The organism is Sphingomonas tagetis, assembly GCF_024211275.1.
GTDB classification, from domain to species: Bacteria; Pseudomonadota; Alphaproteobacteria; order Sphingomonadales; family Sphingomonadaceae; genus Sphingomonas; species Sphingomonas tagetis.
In genome coordinates this window covers 118868-133943 of record NZ_JAMLDX010000005.1, presented here as the reverse complement: position 1 = coordinate 133943, position 15076 = coordinate 118868, and the positions used below count along the sequence as shown (strand labels likewise).

Annotated in this window: 14 protein-coding genes; 7 read left to right on the top strand and 7 right to left on the bottom strand. The window is 68.2% G+C overall.

All coding sequences use genetic code 11. The features are described 5' to 3' along the window. The first annotated feature begins 79 nt into the window (after window positions 1-79). Window positions 80-2335 carry a penicillin acylase family protein gene (locus tag M9978_RS08740; RefSeq protein ID WP_254292641.1) on the top strand — a complete coding sequence of 752 codons (2256 nt, stop codon included), beginning with the start codon at window positions 80-82 and terminating at the stop codon, window positions 2333-2335. Between the two features lie 6 nt (window positions 2336-2341). Here the strand turns inward: M9978_RS08740 and M9978_RS08735 are convergent, their stop codons facing one another. From M9978_RS08735 to M9978_RS08720, 4 genes are all read right to left on the bottom strand, one after another. Then, on the bottom strand, window positions 2342-3001 hold the full coding sequence (locus tag M9978_RS08735) for a L,D-transpeptidase family protein (protein WP_254292640.1): 660 nt from the start codon (window positions 2999-3001) through the stop codon (window positions 2342-2344). A 92-nt stretch (window positions 3002-3093) separates the two neighbouring features. Beyond that, window positions 3094-5166 carry a transglycosylase domain-containing protein gene (locus M9978_RS08730; RefSeq protein ID WP_254292639.1) on the bottom strand — a complete coding sequence of 691 codons (2073 nt, stop codon included), beginning with the start codon at window positions 5164-5166 and terminating at the stop codon, window positions 3094-3096. Between the two features lie 14 nt (window positions 5167-5180). After that, on the bottom strand, window positions 5181-6812 hold the full coding sequence (locus M9978_RS08725; RefSeq protein WP_254292638.1) for a serine hydrolase: 1632 nt from the start codon (window positions 6810-6812) through the stop codon (window positions 5181-5183). Between the two features lie 46 nt (window positions 6813-6858). Continuing rightward, window positions 6859-7425 (bottom strand): HNH endonuclease, encoded by a 567-nt coding sequence (locus tag M9978_RS08720; RefSeq protein ID WP_254292637.1) that lies wholly within the window; start codon window positions 7423-7425, stop codon window positions 6859-6861. Window positions 7426-7520: 95 nt separating this feature from the next. Here M9978_RS08720 and gluQRS point away from each other — a divergent pair, with 95 nt between their 5' ends. From gluQRS to egtD, 5 genes are read left to right on the top strand one after another with little or no spacing between them, the layout of a single operon-like run. Continuing rightward, on the top strand, window positions 7521-8369 hold the full coding sequence (gluQRS, locus tag M9978_RS08715; RefSeq protein WP_254292636.1) for a tRNA glutamyl-Q(34) synthetase GluQRS: 849 nt from the start codon (window positions 7521-7523) through the stop codon (window positions 8367-8369). Window positions 8370-8379: 10 nt separating this feature from the next. Then, entirely contained in the window at window positions 8380-8610 is a 231-nt protein-coding gene (locus M9978_RS08710) for a twin transmembrane helix small protein (RefSeq protein WP_254292635.1), read from the top strand. 18 nt (window positions 8611-8628) lie between these two features. Beyond that, the gene (locus M9978_RS08705) at window positions 8629-9198 is read left to right on the top strand and encodes a cob(I)yrinic acid a,c-diamide adenosyltransferase (protein WP_254292634.1); all 570 of its coding nucleotides are present in this window, start codon (window positions 8629-8631) and stop codon (window positions 9196-9198) included. 44 nt (window positions 9199-9242) lie between these two features. Then, on the top strand, window positions 9243-10535 hold the full coding sequence (egtB, locus tag M9978_RS08700; protein ID WP_254292633.1) for an ergothioneine biosynthesis protein EgtB: 1293 nt from the start codon (window positions 9243-9245) through the stop codon (window positions 10533-10535). Beyond that, window positions 10535-11512, top strand: coding sequence for an L-histidine N(alpha)-methyltransferase (gene egtD, locus M9978_RS08695; RefSeq protein WP_254292632.1), 978 nt, complete (start codon window positions 10535-10537; stop codon window positions 11510-11512). Before egtB ends, egtD begins: the two co-directional genes overlap by 1 nt. Here egtD and M9978_RS23070 read toward each other — a convergent pair. Both M9978_RS23070 and M9978_RS08690 read right to left on the bottom strand, forming a co-directional pair. Continuing rightward, entirely contained in the window at window positions 11509-11634 is a 126-nt protein-coding gene (locus tag M9978_RS23070) for a hypothetical protein (RefSeq protein ID WP_302053885.1), read from the bottom strand. The two genes, egtD and M9978_RS23070, sit on opposite strands and share 4 nt — an antisense overlap. A 2-nt stretch (window positions 11635-11636) precedes the next feature. Beyond that, window positions 11637-12677, bottom strand: coding sequence for a DUF1176 domain-containing protein (locus M9978_RS08690; protein ID WP_254292631.1), 1041 nt, complete (start codon window positions 12675-12677; stop codon window positions 11637-11639). A 70-nt stretch (window positions 12678-12747) separates the two neighbouring features. Here M9978_RS08690 and M9978_RS08685 point away from each other — a divergent pair, with 70 nt between their 5' ends. Beyond that, on the top strand, window positions 12748-13617 hold the full coding sequence (locus M9978_RS08685) for a 3-hydroxybutyryl-CoA dehydrogenase (protein WP_254292630.1): 870 nt from the start codon (window positions 12748-12750) through the stop codon (window positions 13615-13617). Window positions 13618-13770: 153 nt separating this feature from the next. Here the strand turns inward: M9978_RS08685 and M9978_RS08680 are convergent, their stop codons facing one another. After that, window positions 13771-15033 (bottom strand): NupC/NupG family nucleoside CNT transporter, encoded by a 1263-nt coding sequence (locus M9978_RS08680; RefSeq protein WP_254292629.1) that lies wholly within the window; start codon window positions 15031-15033, stop codon window positions 13771-13773. Window positions 15034-15076 lie beyond the last annotated feature (43 nt).

Here is a 15076-nt window from a genome sequence, read left to right as displayed (position 1 = left end):
TGCCGTAAACGTAAGCGTCACGCTACAACGCTCCCGTCATACCCGCGAACGCAGGAAGGCGAAGTGAGAGGGGACAAGCATGAGGCGGTGGCTGCTCACAGGTGCGACAGGTCTGGCGCTGGCCGCATTCCCCGCCCATGCCGAGCGCTACGACGCGACCATCGTCCGCACCGCGCATGGCATCCCGCACATCACCGCGAAGGACTGGCGCGGCGCGGGCTATGGCGTGGGCTATGCCTATGCGCAGGACAATCTCTGCCTGATCGCCGAGGAGTTCGCGACCGTCGCCGGCGAGCGCTCGCTGCATTTCGGGCCGAAGGCGAGCGCGACGCTCGGTTTCCAGAAAGTCGATAACCTCGCCTCCGACATTTTCTTCCGCGGCGCGGTCGATCTCCCCGCGCTGCGCCGTGGCGCCCGCGCACAGGGCGTCGAGGCGCTCCAGCTGATCCAGGGCTATGTCGCGGGTTACAACCGCTGGCTGCGCGACATCGGCCCCGCTGGCGTCCCCGCCGAATGCGGCGGCAAGCCCTGGGTGCGCCCGATCACCGCCGACGACACGCTGCGCCTCAACGAAAAGCAGATGCTGCTGGCGAGCTCGCTCGCGCTCGCCCCTGCGATCGCCAACGCCGCCCCGCCCGGCGTCACCACCGGAAGCACCGGCAGCCTGCCGCAGGCCGACCAGCTCGGCATCGGCAGCAATGGCTGGGCGTTCGGGGGCGACGTCACCGCCAATGGCCGCGGCATGGTGATCGGCAACCCGCATTTCCCCTGGCACGGCCCCAGCCGTTTCTGGCAGATGCACGTCACCATTCCCGGCAAGCTCGACGCAGCGGGCGTCGGCATCGCCGGCACGCCGCTGCCGACGCTCGGTTTCAACCGCGACATCGCCTGGACGCACACCGTCACCGCCGCGCGCCATTTCACCGCCTATCAGCTCCAGCTCGACCCGGCGGACCCCACCGCCTATCTCGTCGATGGCAAGCGCGAGGCGATGGCGCGCAAGACCGTCACCGTGCCGCTGCCCGGCGGCGAAACCGCGACCCGCACGCTCTATTCGACCCGCTGGGGGCCGGTGATCGCGCTGCCCGCCGCCGGCGCGCCATGGACCAAGGCGATGGCGTTCGCGATGCGCGACGCCAATCGCGGCAACCAGCGCGGCATCGGCGCATGGATGCGGATCGCCCGCGCGCGCAATGTCGGCGAGGTGCGCGCGGCGGTGACCGAGACGCTCGGTATCCCGTGGGTCAACACCCTCGCCGCCGACCGCAACGGCGACGCGCTCCACGCCGACGTCACCGCCGTCCCCAACGTCTCCGCCGACAAGATCAAGGCCTGCGCCACCCCGCTCTCACCGATGGTCGCGCGCACCATCACGCTGCTCGACGGCTCGAAATCGGCCTGCGGCTGGGACGTCGCGCGAGGCACGCCGCTCCCCGGCCTGATGCCCGCCACCGCTCAGGCGATCAACCAGCGCCGCGATTACGTCGCCAACATGAACGACAGCTATTGGCTGAGCAATCCGCGCGCACCTCACACCCCACTCTCCCCGATCCTCGGCGCGCACGGCCAGCCGGTGTCGCTGCGCACCCGCTCGGGCTTCATCGAGACCGACGCGCTGATCGCGGGCGGCAAGGTCGACCATGAGCGCGCGAAGGCGATGACCTTCGCCAACAAGAGCCTCGCCGCCGACCTCGCGCTCGATTCGCTGCTGGTGCAGTGCAAGGGCCGGCCCGAGATCGGCACGGCCTGCACCATCCTCGGCAATTGGGACCGGGTCTATGACTCGAACCACCGCGGTCCGTTCCTGTTCGACCGCTTCTGGCGCAAGGCGGCGGCGATCCCCGGTCTGTGGTCGGTGCCGTTCGACCCGAAGGACCCGGTCAACACCCCGCGCCTGCCGGTGCAGAGCACCGAGATCGGTGAGAAGCTGGTCGCGGCGCTCAAGGCCGCGATCGACGAGATCAGGCAACAGGGCATCGCGCTCGACGCGCGCTGGGGCGATGTCCAGTTCGCGCAGCGCGGCGCCGAACGCATCCCGATCCATGGCGGCAACGGCTCGCTCGGCATCCTCAACGTGCAGATCTCGGACCCTGCGCCCGGCGGCGGCGGGTTCAGCCCGGTCCATGGGTCGAGCTATGTCCAGGTGGTCGGCTTCGACGATGCCGGCCCGGTCGCCGACACGGTGCTCAGCTACTCGCAATCGCCCGACCCGGCCTCGCCCTGGTACGCCGACCAGACGAAGCTCTATTCGCAGAAGCAATGGGTGCGCTTCCCGTTCAACCCGGACGCGGTGGCCAAGGCTGCGGTCGGGAAACCGCTACGGATCAGCGAGTAGCCGCGCTCAGCTCGCGGCGATCGTCCCGCCCATGCCGAGCCGCTTGCCGCGCGTGATGATCACGCGGTCGCCGAGCTTCGCCTGCGCGAACACCAGCTTGGCGAACGCCAGCGGCACGCCGATGCAGCCATGCGTCGCATAGCCGCCGTCGATCTTTTCCGACGCATGGATCGCGACGCCGTCATTGGTCAGCCGCATCATGTACGGCATCGGCGCGCCATAGAGGTTCGAGATGTGGTGAACCTTCTTCTGCGTGATCGTGTGCAGCCCGAGCGGGGTCGGTTTCTCGTCCGCGCCATAGATGATCGCGGTCGCACCGATCTCGTAACCGTCGCGGAACACCGACATCGTCTGCGCTTCGAGATCGACAGTGATCACCAGCGCGCCTTCCGCGGGAATCCCCGCCGTGTCCCAGAAATAGTCGCCGAACCTGATCGGCCCGTCGATCGCGAGGATGCGCTTGACCACCAGCGGCTCGGGCGTCGGCGACGGTGCGGGGGCAGGCTTGGCGGCGACCGCCTTGACCGGAACGGGCGCCTTCACCGCCGGAGCCGGCGCGGGTGCAACAACCGGGCGCGCCACGAGCAGGGTCGCACCCCCACCCAGCGCGGCGAGCAGGATACCGCCCGCAATCCCTGTCCGAATCCATGTACCGCGCGCTGACATGGCGCAGGTGATCGCTCGAATCCGACGTCACCTCAACCCGTGGAAATCCGCCGTTTCAGCCTGGCACAACCCGGCGCGCCGTTAATCCGCGCCTAGAGCCCCTCATCCTCCGGCACCGGCTCGCGGCGGCGGCGGTCGCGCTCGGGCGGCGGCGCGTCGAGCTGCTCCTCCTCGCCCGGCCGGGTCATCTCGATGCTGCCGTCGCGGTTGACGCGCACGCCCATCCCCTGCCCGCCGATACTGCCCTCGAGCTCGATCGGCTCGTCGATGAAGTTGCCGCCCTCGTCGAGCATGAAGTCGCTCTCGTTGCCCACGTCCTCGACCACCGGCTTGGGCTTGGCCGCAACCCCGAGCGCCTGGCTCATGAAGTCGCGCCACACCCGCGCCGGTGCGCCGCCGCCGGCCAGCCCCGGATTGGACGTGTTGTCGTCATTGCCCATCCACACCGCCGCGACGATGCCATTGGCATAGCCGAGGAACAGTGCGTCGCGATTGTCCTGCGTCGTGCCGGTCTTGCCGAACGTCTCGACCGACAGCGCCGCGCTGCGCCCGGTGCCCTCGTTCACCGCCGCCGACAGCAGGTCGCGCATCCCCTCCAGCTGCCGCGAACCGAGCGGGCGCTTCAAGTCGCTCAGCCGGTCGAGCCAGCCCGGCTCGTCGGTCTTGGCGATCCCCCGCGGCCGCACCGGCGCATCGCCCTGCGCGATCGCGGCATAGGCGGCGGTCAGCTCGAGCAGCGATACGGTCGAGGTGCCGAGCGCGATCGACGCCTCGCTGGCGATCGGCGTGGTGATGCCGAGGTCGCGTGCGGCGCGGATCACCGCGTCGGGTCCTACATCCTTGATCAGCCGCGCCGCCGCGACATTGCTCGACCTTGCAAAGGCCTGGCGCAGCGTGATCTCGCCGCGATAGCTGCCGTCGCTGTTCTTGGGACTCCACTCGCCGATCGTCACCGGCTCGTCGAGCACGGTCGAATCCGGGCTCATCCCCGCGCGCAGCGCCGCGAGATAGACGAACAGCTTGAACGTCGATCCCGGCTGCCGCCGCGCCTGCGTCGCGCGGTTGAACGGCGATTCCCCGTAATTCTTGCCGCCGACCATCGCCACCACGCGCCCGTCGGGCCGCATCGCGACGATCGCGATCTGCGATTGCCGCAGGCCGGCATTGCGCACCGCGCGCTCGGCGGCGCGCTGCATCTTGCTTTCCAGCGTCGTCGTGACCGTCGCCTCGGTCGCCAGCTCGCCCGCCATGTCGCGCGCCTCGGGCAGCACCCAGTCGGCGAAATAGGTGCCGGTCGGCAGCGCCCTGGTCCGCGCCAGCCGCAGCCGCGCCGGGCCGATATCCGCCGCCTCGGCCTTGGTCAGCAGCCCTGCATCGACCATCGTGCCGATCACCACTTTTTGCCGCGCCTGTGCACCCTTGAGGTTGCCCGACGGCGCCAGCCGCGACGGCGCCTTGACCAGCCCCGCCAGCATCGCCGCCTGCCCGGTGGTCAGGTCGACCGCCGGCCGGCTGAAATAATGCCGCGCTGCCGCGTCGAGGCCATATTGGTTGTCGCCGAAATAGACGTTCGACAGGTAACGCGAGAGGATCTCGTCCTTGGTCAGCCACGCCTCGAGCCAGAAGGCGATCAGCACTTCCTGAAACTTGCGCCCCAGCGTCCGCTTCGAACTCAGAAACGCGTTCTTGGCGAGCTGCTGCGTGATCGTGCTGCCGCCCTGCGAGCTGCCGCTGGTGAAGACGTTGTTGACGAAGGCGCGCAGGATGCCGCGCGGGTCGATCCCCCAATGCGAGCGGAAGCGCCGGTCCTCGACCGCGACGAACGCGTCCACCACATGCTGCGGCAATTTGGTCGAATCGACCGGCTTGCCGACGATCGCGCCGGTCCGTGCGATCGGCGTACCCTCGGCCGACAGCAGGGTGATCGACGGCGGCACTGGCGGCTCGAGCGACTTGCTGAGCGGCGCGGTGAACACCAGCCAGGCGATCGCGACGATCAGCAGCACGATCAGCGCGGCGAAGCCACGGCTCACCCAGCGCCAGTTGATCCGCCGCCGCCGCTTGGGCGGTTCGGGCGGAAGACCATCATCGAGCGCGAATGGCGGCGCGGCGGCAGCCGGCGCGCGCGAATCGGTGACCTGGGGATAGAGGGTGTCGTAGCGCATCGGCCGGGACTGTATTATCTCAATATGACAGCAGGTTCAACCGCATACCCGCCTCGGCGCACCGGCACGAAGTCGAGATGGTGGAAGTCATAGCTGAAATCGGCGAGCGGCGAGAGCGCCTTCATCCTGACCCCCGCGACCTTGCCGTCCTTCACCTCGAAGCTCACCACCGCGTCCTCGCCCGCCCCCGGCTTGATCCGCGTGCGGAAGCTGTCGGTGCCCCACGGCTCCAGCACGCTCGCGAATTGCGGCGTCGGCACGAAGTCGATGTGCAGTTGCTTGCGCTTCACCGAAACGACGATGTCGCCATACCAGGCATCGCGATAGCGCCCGGCATAGCTGGCGAGCGGCAGGCTCGGCTTGCCTTCGGGCGGTTTGGCGGCATCGCCCCCGGCCATCGAAGCCACCGCATTCTCCTGCGCCAGCTTGTTGCGCGCGACATAGCTCGCCACCCAGTCATAGGCCGGCGTCACGCCCAGCAGATGATCGAGGATCGCGTTGCGGATGCCGCCCGACACGCCGTCCTCGGTGTTGCTGAACACCGCGACGCCGATCCCCGCCGAGGGGATCAGCGCGGTCTGCGTCACCTGTCCCGACAGCCCGCCCGAATGGCTGATCAGCCGCCGCCCGCGGAAATCCTGCACGCCCCAGCCGAGCGCATAACCCGCGATCACCGCGCGCGCCGGGTTGAGCTCGGTCCCGCCATCGCTCGACGAGGTGATCACCTGCGGCTTCCACATCTCCGCCGCCGCTTCCTTGCTCCACAGTCTTTTGCCGTCCGGCAGCGTCCCCAGCGCGAGCTGCACGTCGAGCCACTTGGCGATGTCGGTGACGCTGGCGTTGATCCCGGCGCCGGCATCGACCAAAGGCGATTCATCGGGCTGGATCACCTTGAGCGGCCCCACCCCACGCACCGGCGGCCCGAGCTTCGCATGCCGTCCGGCGACATTGTCGGTCTTGAGCAGCTCGAGCGACGCCACCGCATCGGCCATCCCCAGCGGCTGGAGGATGCGCGTCGTCACGAAGTCGCGCCAGCTCAGCCCCGACAGCCGCTCGATCAGCACGCCGGCGACGATGTAGAGGATGTTGTCATAGTCATAGCCGGTGCGGAACCCGCGCACGGGCTTGAGATATTGCAGCGCGCGGATCACCTGCGCCGCGTCCGCGCTCGACCGCGGAAAATACATGAGGTCGCCCGCGCCGAGCGGCAGCCCCGAGCGGTGCACCAGCAGGTCGCGCACCGTGAACATCGCCGTGACCGCCGGGTCGGCCATCCTGAACTCGGGCAGATGCTTCGTGACCGCATCGTCCCAGCCCAGCTTCTTCTCCTCGACCAGCATCGCCAGCGCCGCGGCGGTGAACGCCTTCGAATTGGACGCGATGCCAAAGCGCGTATGGACATCGACCTTCCCGGGCCGGTCCATCGTGCGCACGCCATAGCCCTTGAGCCACGGTGCCTCCCCCTTGCGCACGATCGCAACACCGATGCCGGGGGTGAAGAAGGCGCGCATGAAATTGCGGACGATCTCGTCGATCGCCGCGTCGAGCGGCGCCGCTGCGGTCTGTGCCAAGCCCGGCAGCGCCAGCGCGCTCGCCCCGCCCACACCGAGCGCCAATACGCCGCGCCGGTCCACCAATCCGCTCATCCGCTACTCCACAGGCTGACGCGTCAGACCTAGCGGGGGCGGCGAATTACGCCAACAGCTCGATGTCCCAATAGAGCCAGTCGCGCCAGGTCTCGTGCAGATAGTTGGGCGGAAAGCTCCGCCCATGTTCCTGCAACTGCCAGCTGGTCGGCCGGATCGGCGCGACATGCAGTGGCATCGCCGCCTGTTTCGGGGTGCGCCCGCCCTTCTTGAGATTGCAAGGCGCACAGGCGGTCGCGACATTCTCCCACGTCGTCCGCCCGCCCTGCGCACGCGGGATGACATGGTCGAAGGTCAGATCCTTCGGCGTCCCGCAATATTGGCATTCGAACTTGTCGCGCAGGAACAGGTTGAAGCGCGTGAAAGCCGGGAATTGCGACGGCCTCACATATTGCTTGAGCGCGATGACGCTGGGCAGCTTGATCGACGCGCTCGGGCTGTGCACCTCGCGCTCATAATGGCTGACGATGTCCACGCGATCGAGAAACACCGCCTTGATCGCGGTCTGCCACGGCCACACGCTCAGCGGATAATAGGAGAGCGGCGTATAATCGGCGTTCAGGACGAGCGCGGGGCACCCGTCAGGATGGCGGATCAGATCGGGATGGTACATGGTCCCCCTCGTGCCCGTATCGTGCCAACGCCTCTCGCCACGAAGCGTTACGTCGTCATGACACCATATGCCGTGACTCGCGGTCAAGGGGTGAGATGAACGTCTCTACGCGCTTCGCGCCCAGTCCGACAGGACGGTTGCACCCGGGCCACGCTTTCTCGGCGATTATGGCGCATGATTTCGCACGCGAGCGGGACGGCCGCTTCCTGCTGCGGATCGAGGATATCGATGGCACGCGCAGCCGGCCCGAGCATGTCGAGACGATCCTGCGCGACCTCGAATGGCTGGGGCTTGGCTGGGACGGCGAGGTCGTGTTCCAGTCGCAGCGCCTCGCGAGTTACCAAGCCGCGCTCGACCGCCTGCGCGGCATGGGCCTGCTCTACCCTTGCTTCTGCACCCGCGCCGACATCGCCGCGAGCCTCACCGCGCCGCACGGTCCCGAAGGCGCGATCTATCCCGGCACCTGCCGCAACCTCGATGCGCCGGACCTGTCCAAACCGCATTGCTGGCGGCTCGACATGGCGAAAGCGCTCGCCGCATCCGGTTCCGAATCCCTCTCCTTCCACGACTCCCGCCATGGCCTCATCCACGCCGACCCGACCCAACACGGCGACGTCGTCCTCGCGCGCAAGGACGCCCCCGCTTCCTACCACCTCGCCGTCACGCTCGACGACGCCGCGCAGGGCATCACCGACATCGTCCGCGGCGACGACCTGCTCGCCGCCACCCACGTCCACCGCCTGCTGCAGGCGCTGCTCGGCCTGCCCACGCCGCGCTACCACCACCACGCGCTGCTGCTCGGCCCCGATGGCGAGCGGCTCGCCAAGCGCCACGGCGCGCCCACCCTCGCCGCGCTGCGCGAGTCCGGCGCCGACGGCCGCGCCTTCGCCGAGGCGCTCCGCCGCGGCGAACTCCCGGTTGGATTCGCCGCCGCAAAGGCGTAACAGCGCCGCCATGAAGCTCTTTCTGATCCTGCTCCTCATCGCCGCGATGATCGCGACGGTCGTCGCCCTCGTCCGCGGCATCATCACCTTCCTCAAGGTGACCGAGGCCGATCTGAAAGGCGGCACCGGCCCCAGCCAGGCCGCGCTCAAGTCGAACAAGATGATGCAGCAGCGCATCCTGTTCCAGGGCATCGCCATCGCGATCGTCGCGCTGCTTCTGCTGCTCGCCAGCTCGAGCTGAGCCGCCGTCGCGGCATCGATGGTCAAGCTCAACAAGATCTACACTCGCACCGGTGACGACGGCACCACCGGCCTCACCGATGGCTCGCGCCTGCCCAAGTCCGACCCGCGCATGGCCGCGATCGGCGATGTCGATGAGGCCAACAGCGCGATCGGCGTCGCGGTTGCCGCGCTCGCCGGCGCCGATCCGGCAGCGCTGCTCGAAACGATCCAGAACGACCTGTTCGACCTCGGCGCCGATCTCGCCACGCCGGGCGAAGATTTCACCCCCGGCGAGATGACGTTGCGCATCGTCCCCGCGCAGGTCACCCGGCTCGAAGCCGCGATCGACGCCGCCAACGACTCGCTCGAACCGTTGCGCAGCTTCATCCTGCCCGGCGGCACCCCCGCCGCCGCCGCGCTCCACCTCGCCCGCGCGATCACCCGCCGCGCCGAGCGCAGCGCGGTCGCCGCTTCAGCCCAGGTCCCGCTCAACCCGCAGGCACTTCAATATCTTAACCGGCTCTCCGACCTGCTCTTCGTGCTCTGCCGCGCGGTGAACCTTTCCGCGGGCGGGGACGTTCTCTGGAAACCAGGAGCCCACCGCTAGCGAAACGCCTTGGCTTCGCGCGCGTTCTGGTCTAGGAGAACAGAATGCGAACAAAGGCGAGTCCCGCCGCGCGTTCCACAGCGCTGGAAACGCGCTTTCATGCGATCCGTGCGCTCACCCGAGGGCTCGCCGCACCGCTCTCCGACGCCGATGCCACGGTCCAGTCGATGGACGACGCCTCGCCCGCGAAATGGCACCTCGCGCACACGAGCTGGTTCTTCGAGACCTTCGTGCTGCGCGACCATGTCCCCGGCTATCGCCTCCACGACGAAGCCTGGCCGTTCCTGTTCAACAGCTATTACGAGACCGAAGGCCAGCGTCACGCCCGCCCTCGCCGCGGGATGCTCACGCGTCCGTCGCTCGCGCAGGTGCTCGATTACCGCGCCGCCGTGGACGCCGCCTTGCTCGACGCGCTGCCCGGCCTGCCCGAACCCGCCCGCGCGCTGGTCGAGCTCGGCTGCCAGCACGAGCAACAGCATCAGGAACTGCTGCTCACCGATATCCTGCACCTCTTCGCGCAGAACCCGCTCGAACCCCCGCTGTGGCCCGGCGATCGCAAGGTTCCGGTCGCGATGCCGGGTCCAATCGGCTGGATCGAGGGCAAGACCGGCGCACACGACATCGGGGCGTTACCGTCAACTTCGTCAACTAACGGAACGGACGCGTTCAGTAACTTCGCCTTCGACTGCGAAGGCCCGCGCCACGCCGTCCAACTCCACCCCCACGCCATCGCCGACCGCACCGTCACCAATGGCGAATGGATCGCGTTCATCGAGGACGGCGGCTACCGCATGCCCTCGCATTGGCTGTCCGATGGCTGGGCATGGGTCCAGCGCGAAGACATCGCCGCGCCGCTCTACTGGGCGCAGCGCGACGGCATATGGACTCGCTTCGGCCTCGACGGCCGCCGCCCGCTCGACCCTGCGGCGCCGGTCACCCATGTCAGCTTCTTCGAGGCCGACGCCTATGCCAGCTGGGCCGGCGCGCGCCTGCCGACCGAGGCCGAATGGGAAGCCGCCGCCGCCGCGCACGATCCACTCGCTGGCAACCAGCTCGACACCCCCGGCCCGGTCGAGCCGCGCCCATCCACGTCCGGCCCGGCCTTTTTCGGCGATGTCTGGGAATGGACCGGCAGCGCCTACCGCCCCTATCCCGGCTTCCGCCCCGCCGAGGGCGCGGTCGGCGAGTATAACGGCAAGTTCATGAGCGGGCAGTTCGTGCTGCGCGGCGGCAGCTGCGCCACCCCGCGCGGCCATGTCCGGCCGAGCTACCGCAACTTCTTCTACCCGCACCAGCGCTGGCAGTTCACCGGCGTGCGGCTGGCGAGGGATCTGTGATGCTCAAGCAGGAACTCGAAGACGGCCAGCAATCGCTCGCCGACCCCGCCTTCCGCGCCGATGTGCTCAACGGCCTCGCCGCCCGCCCCCGCGCCATTCCCGCACGCTGGTTCTACGACCGCCGCGGCTCCGAACTGTTCGAGGCGATCACCCGCCTGCCCGAATATTATCCGACACGGACAGAAACCGCCTTGCTCGAAACCGTCTGCCCGCTGGTCGCTACTGCGTTCGGACAGGGTGGCGCGGTGGTCGAGTTCGGCTCGGGCTCCTCGGCCAAGACCCCGATCCTGCTGCGCGCCGTCCGCCCCGCCGCCTATGTCCCGATCGACATTTCGGGCGAGTTCCTGCGCGACTCCGCCCGTACCCTCGCCGCCGCCTTCCCCGACATCGCGGTCCAGCCGGTCGAGGGCGATTTCCTCAAACCCTTGAAGCTCCCCGCCGGCATCGGCGGCCTGCCCCGGCTCGGCTTCTTCCCCGGCTCGACCATCGGCAACATGGCGCCCGCCGCTGCGGTCGATCTGCTGCGCGCGATGCGTCAGTCGCTGGGCGAAGGATCGTCGCTGCTGATCGGCATCGACCGCATCAAGGCGGCCGGCATCCTCATCCCCGCCTATGACGACGCGCAGGGCATCACCGCGCGCTTCAACCGCAACCTGCTCGAGCGCATCAACCGCGAGCTGGACGGCAGCATCCCGCTCGACGCCTTCCACCACGCTGCGCGCTGGAACGACCAACTCGCGCGGATCGAAATGCACCTCGAAGCGACGCGCGACGCCGCCTTCGAAGTCGATGGCCGTCCGTTCGAAATCCGAGCGGGCGAGACGATCCACACCGAGAACAGCCATAAATACGGCTCGCGCGACGCCCGCCTGCTGCTCGCCGCGGGCGGCTGGACCGTCACCCGCGAATGGACCGACCCGGCCGACCTGTTCGCGCTCTATCTTGCCGAGGCCAGACCGGTCGCCGCCGCACCCTAAAGCATGTCGTGAAACATGAGGTAGACGACGACACACCATGCAAGAATGCCGAAGGGGATGATCACATAGACCGAATAGTCGGTCCACAGCTCGATGACCGCCGCTTTCATCCGCTGGAACATCGCTATTTCGCCACTGCCTGCGCGCGCCAGGTCGTCAGCCAGTTCACCGACCCGCGGCACTCGGGCATCGACCGCGCCTCGACCAGCCGGAACACCGCGCCGTCCCACACGAACGCCTCGGCCGACCCGCAATCGCCCAGCCCGCGGCCCTTGGAATAGCTTTCCAGCCGCCCGGTTCTGGCATCGAAATCGGCGTTGACCAGCGACGGCTTGCCGTCATCCGCCTCGCTGAATCCGACCGGAGAATCGAACTTGGCCAGCACCGGCTTGGCCCCGGCGCTCAGGATGTACGGCTCGGTCGAATAGTTATACGCCCCGCTCCCGCACGGCAGCAGCACCAATGTCTTGCCGCCACCCAGCGCGACCACCTCGGCCTGCGGCAGTTCGCCGGTGCCACCCTCATAGACGCTGCCGCATTCGCTGCTCTTGTCGAGCGCCTTGCGCATCGCCGGGGTGAACGCCGCCGCCGCCCCTGCCGGCCGGACAAAGCCGATCTGCGGCGCCGGACGCGGCCCCGGTACGGCGCTTGCCGGTTTCGCGCCCTTCGCCACCGCCGCCGTCACCGTCCCCGCCCGCCCTTGCTCGGCGTCGATGAAGCGCAGCGCCGCCGACGAGCCCTTGAGCGAGGCCATGCCCATCACCGAGGTCTCGTCGCCGACCCGCAAATCCGCGCCCTCGATCATCCCCGCCACGATCCTCGCCGCATCGGCGCCGGCAAAGCGCAGCAGATCCTTGCTCGGCTTGCCGCGCACATCGAGCCCGCGCTCGGTCGTCACCCGCAGCGTATCGTTCCCGCCATTGGCGGGCAGCTGGATCTCGACCGTCCACCCGCCCGCCGGTCCGGGCGCGCGGTCGATCGACACCGACATCGCCTCATAGGGCGACCCGTCCGGCAGCGAATCCTCGGGCCAGATCGACGTCATCTCGCAATAGCGCGTATTGTCGCACGCCGCGACCCACGCCCCGAACGCCTTGATCGGCCCGGGCCTCGGCGCCGCCACCGGCGCAGCTTGAGCGGCAAAGAAAAGCGCGAGTGTCAGCATAGCCCCCGGTCCTAGCCCTTTGCGGAATCAGTGAGTAGGAGGCTCGCCATATTCAGCTCGGGAGGCAAGCATGAAGACGATCGGCGTAATCGGCGCGGGACAGATGGGGGCGGGCATCGCACAGGTGTCGGCGCAGGCCGGCTATCGCGTGCTGCTGTCCGACATGGACGTCGCGCGTGCCGAAAAGGGCAAGGCTGGCATCGCCAAGCAGCTCGCCCGCGCGGTCGAAAAGGAAAAGATCACCGCCGAGGCGCTCGACGCCGCGCTCGCCAATATCGATTGCGTCGCCGGGACCGACGCCTTCGCGCCGTGCGATCTGGTGATCGAGGCCGCGACCGAGCGTGAGGCGATCAAGCGCCAGATCTTCGAGACTGTCGGCAAGGTGCTGTCGCCACAAGCGATCCTCGCCAGCAACACCTCGTCGATCCCGATCACGCGGCTGGCGCAGGCCTCGCCCGATCCCGCGCGCTTCATGGGGGTGCATTTCTTCAACCCGGTGCCCGTCATGGGCCTGATCGAGCTGATCCGCGGCCTCGCCACCTCGGACGCCACCGTCGCCGCGGTCGAAGCCTATGGCAAGACGCTGGGCAAGCGCATCGTCCACGCCAATGACGCGCCGGGCTTCATCGTCAACCGCGTGCTGCTGCCGTTCCTCAACGAAGCGTGCTTCGCGCTCGGCGAAGGCGTGGCGACGATCCCCGACATCGACGCCGCGGTCCAGCTTGGCCTCAATCACCCGATGGGTCCGCTCACGCTCGCCGACTTCATTGGCCTCGACACCTGCCTCGAGATCTGCCGCGTGCTGCACGAGGGCACCGGCGACCCCAAATTCCGCCCGGCGCCGCTGCTCGTCAAATATGTCGAAGCCGGCTGGCTCGGCCGCAAGACCGGGCGCGGCTTCTACGACTATTCGGGCGCCGAGCCGGTTCCGACGCGCTGACATTTTCCTACAGCGCCGCGATCTGCCATGATCGCGGCGCTCTTTGACAACCGAAGAAATCGCGTAGCGAGAACGTGGCAAAGGTGGCGCAACCTTTGTCACGTTCGCCTCGATCGCCGCCGCCGCTGTGAGCAACGTTTGCAATGTTTGGCGTCAGGGCAGCAGCAACCCGGCCAGCGCCGCGCTCATCAGATTCGCCAGGCTCCCCGCGAGCAGCGCCTTGATTCCCAGCTTCGCGATCATCGGCCGCTGATTCGGCGCGAGGCTGCCGGTCGCGGCCATCTGGATCGCGATCGAGCTGAAATTAGCGAAACCGCACAGCGCGAAAGTGATGATCGCGACACTGCGCGGCGACAGTCCAGGCGTCGCGCCGAGGTTGAGGAAGGCGACGAACTCGTTGAGCACCATCTTGGTGCCGAACAGCCCGCCCGCCGCCCCGGTCTCGGCCCAGGGAATGCCGATCAGGTACATCACCGGCGCAAAGGCCGTGCCGATGATCCCCTGGAAGGTCAGGCCGGGATAGCCGAACAGGCTGCCGACCCCGCCGAGCAGGCCATTGGCGAGCGCCACCAGCGCGACAAACGCCAGCACCATTGCGCCCACCGCCACCGCGATCTTGACGCCGGTCTGCGCGCCCATCGCGGCGGCCATGATGATGTTGGAGGCCTTTTCCTCCTCGATCTCATGCTCGACCGCGCGGATCACCGCATCCTCGCCCACCATTTCCCCTTCGAGCGGCAGTTCGGGCTGCTTCACGGGTTCGTCGGGCATGATGATCTTGGCCATCAGCAAGCCGCCGGGGGCGGCCATGAAGCTGGCGGCGAGCAGATACTGGATGTTGATCCCCATCGCCGCATAGGCCGCGAGGATCGTGCCCGCGACGCCGGCCATGCCGACGCTCATCACCGCGAACAGCTGCGCGGGGGTCAGGCTAACGAGATAGGGCCGGATCACCAGCGGCGATTCGCTCTGGCCGACGAAGATGTTGGCGGCCGAGCACAGCGACTCGACCTTGCTCACCCCGACGACCCACTCGATCGCCCCGCCGATCCAGCGCACCAGGAACTGCATGATCTTGAGGTAGTAGAGGATCGACACCAGCGCGGCGAAGAAGATGATCACGGGCAGCGCGGCGATCGCGAACGACTGGCCGCCGATCTCGGGCTTGGCGAGCGGGCCGAAGATAAAGTCGGTGCCGGCCTGGGCATAGCCGAGCAGCGCCGACACGCCCTTCGCCATGGCCTCGATCACCGCGCGCCCCGCAGGCACGTAGAGCACGAGGAAGGCGATTCCGGCCTGCAACGCGAACGCCGCGCCGACCACGCGCAGCCTGATCGCGCGGCGGTTCGACGAAAGCAGGAAGGCGATGGCGAGAATCGCCAGGATGCCGAAGATGCCGATCGGGAAATTGCTCAACTGGTCGCCCCTTATGACCGCGTCTCGTGCGCGGCGTCGGGGA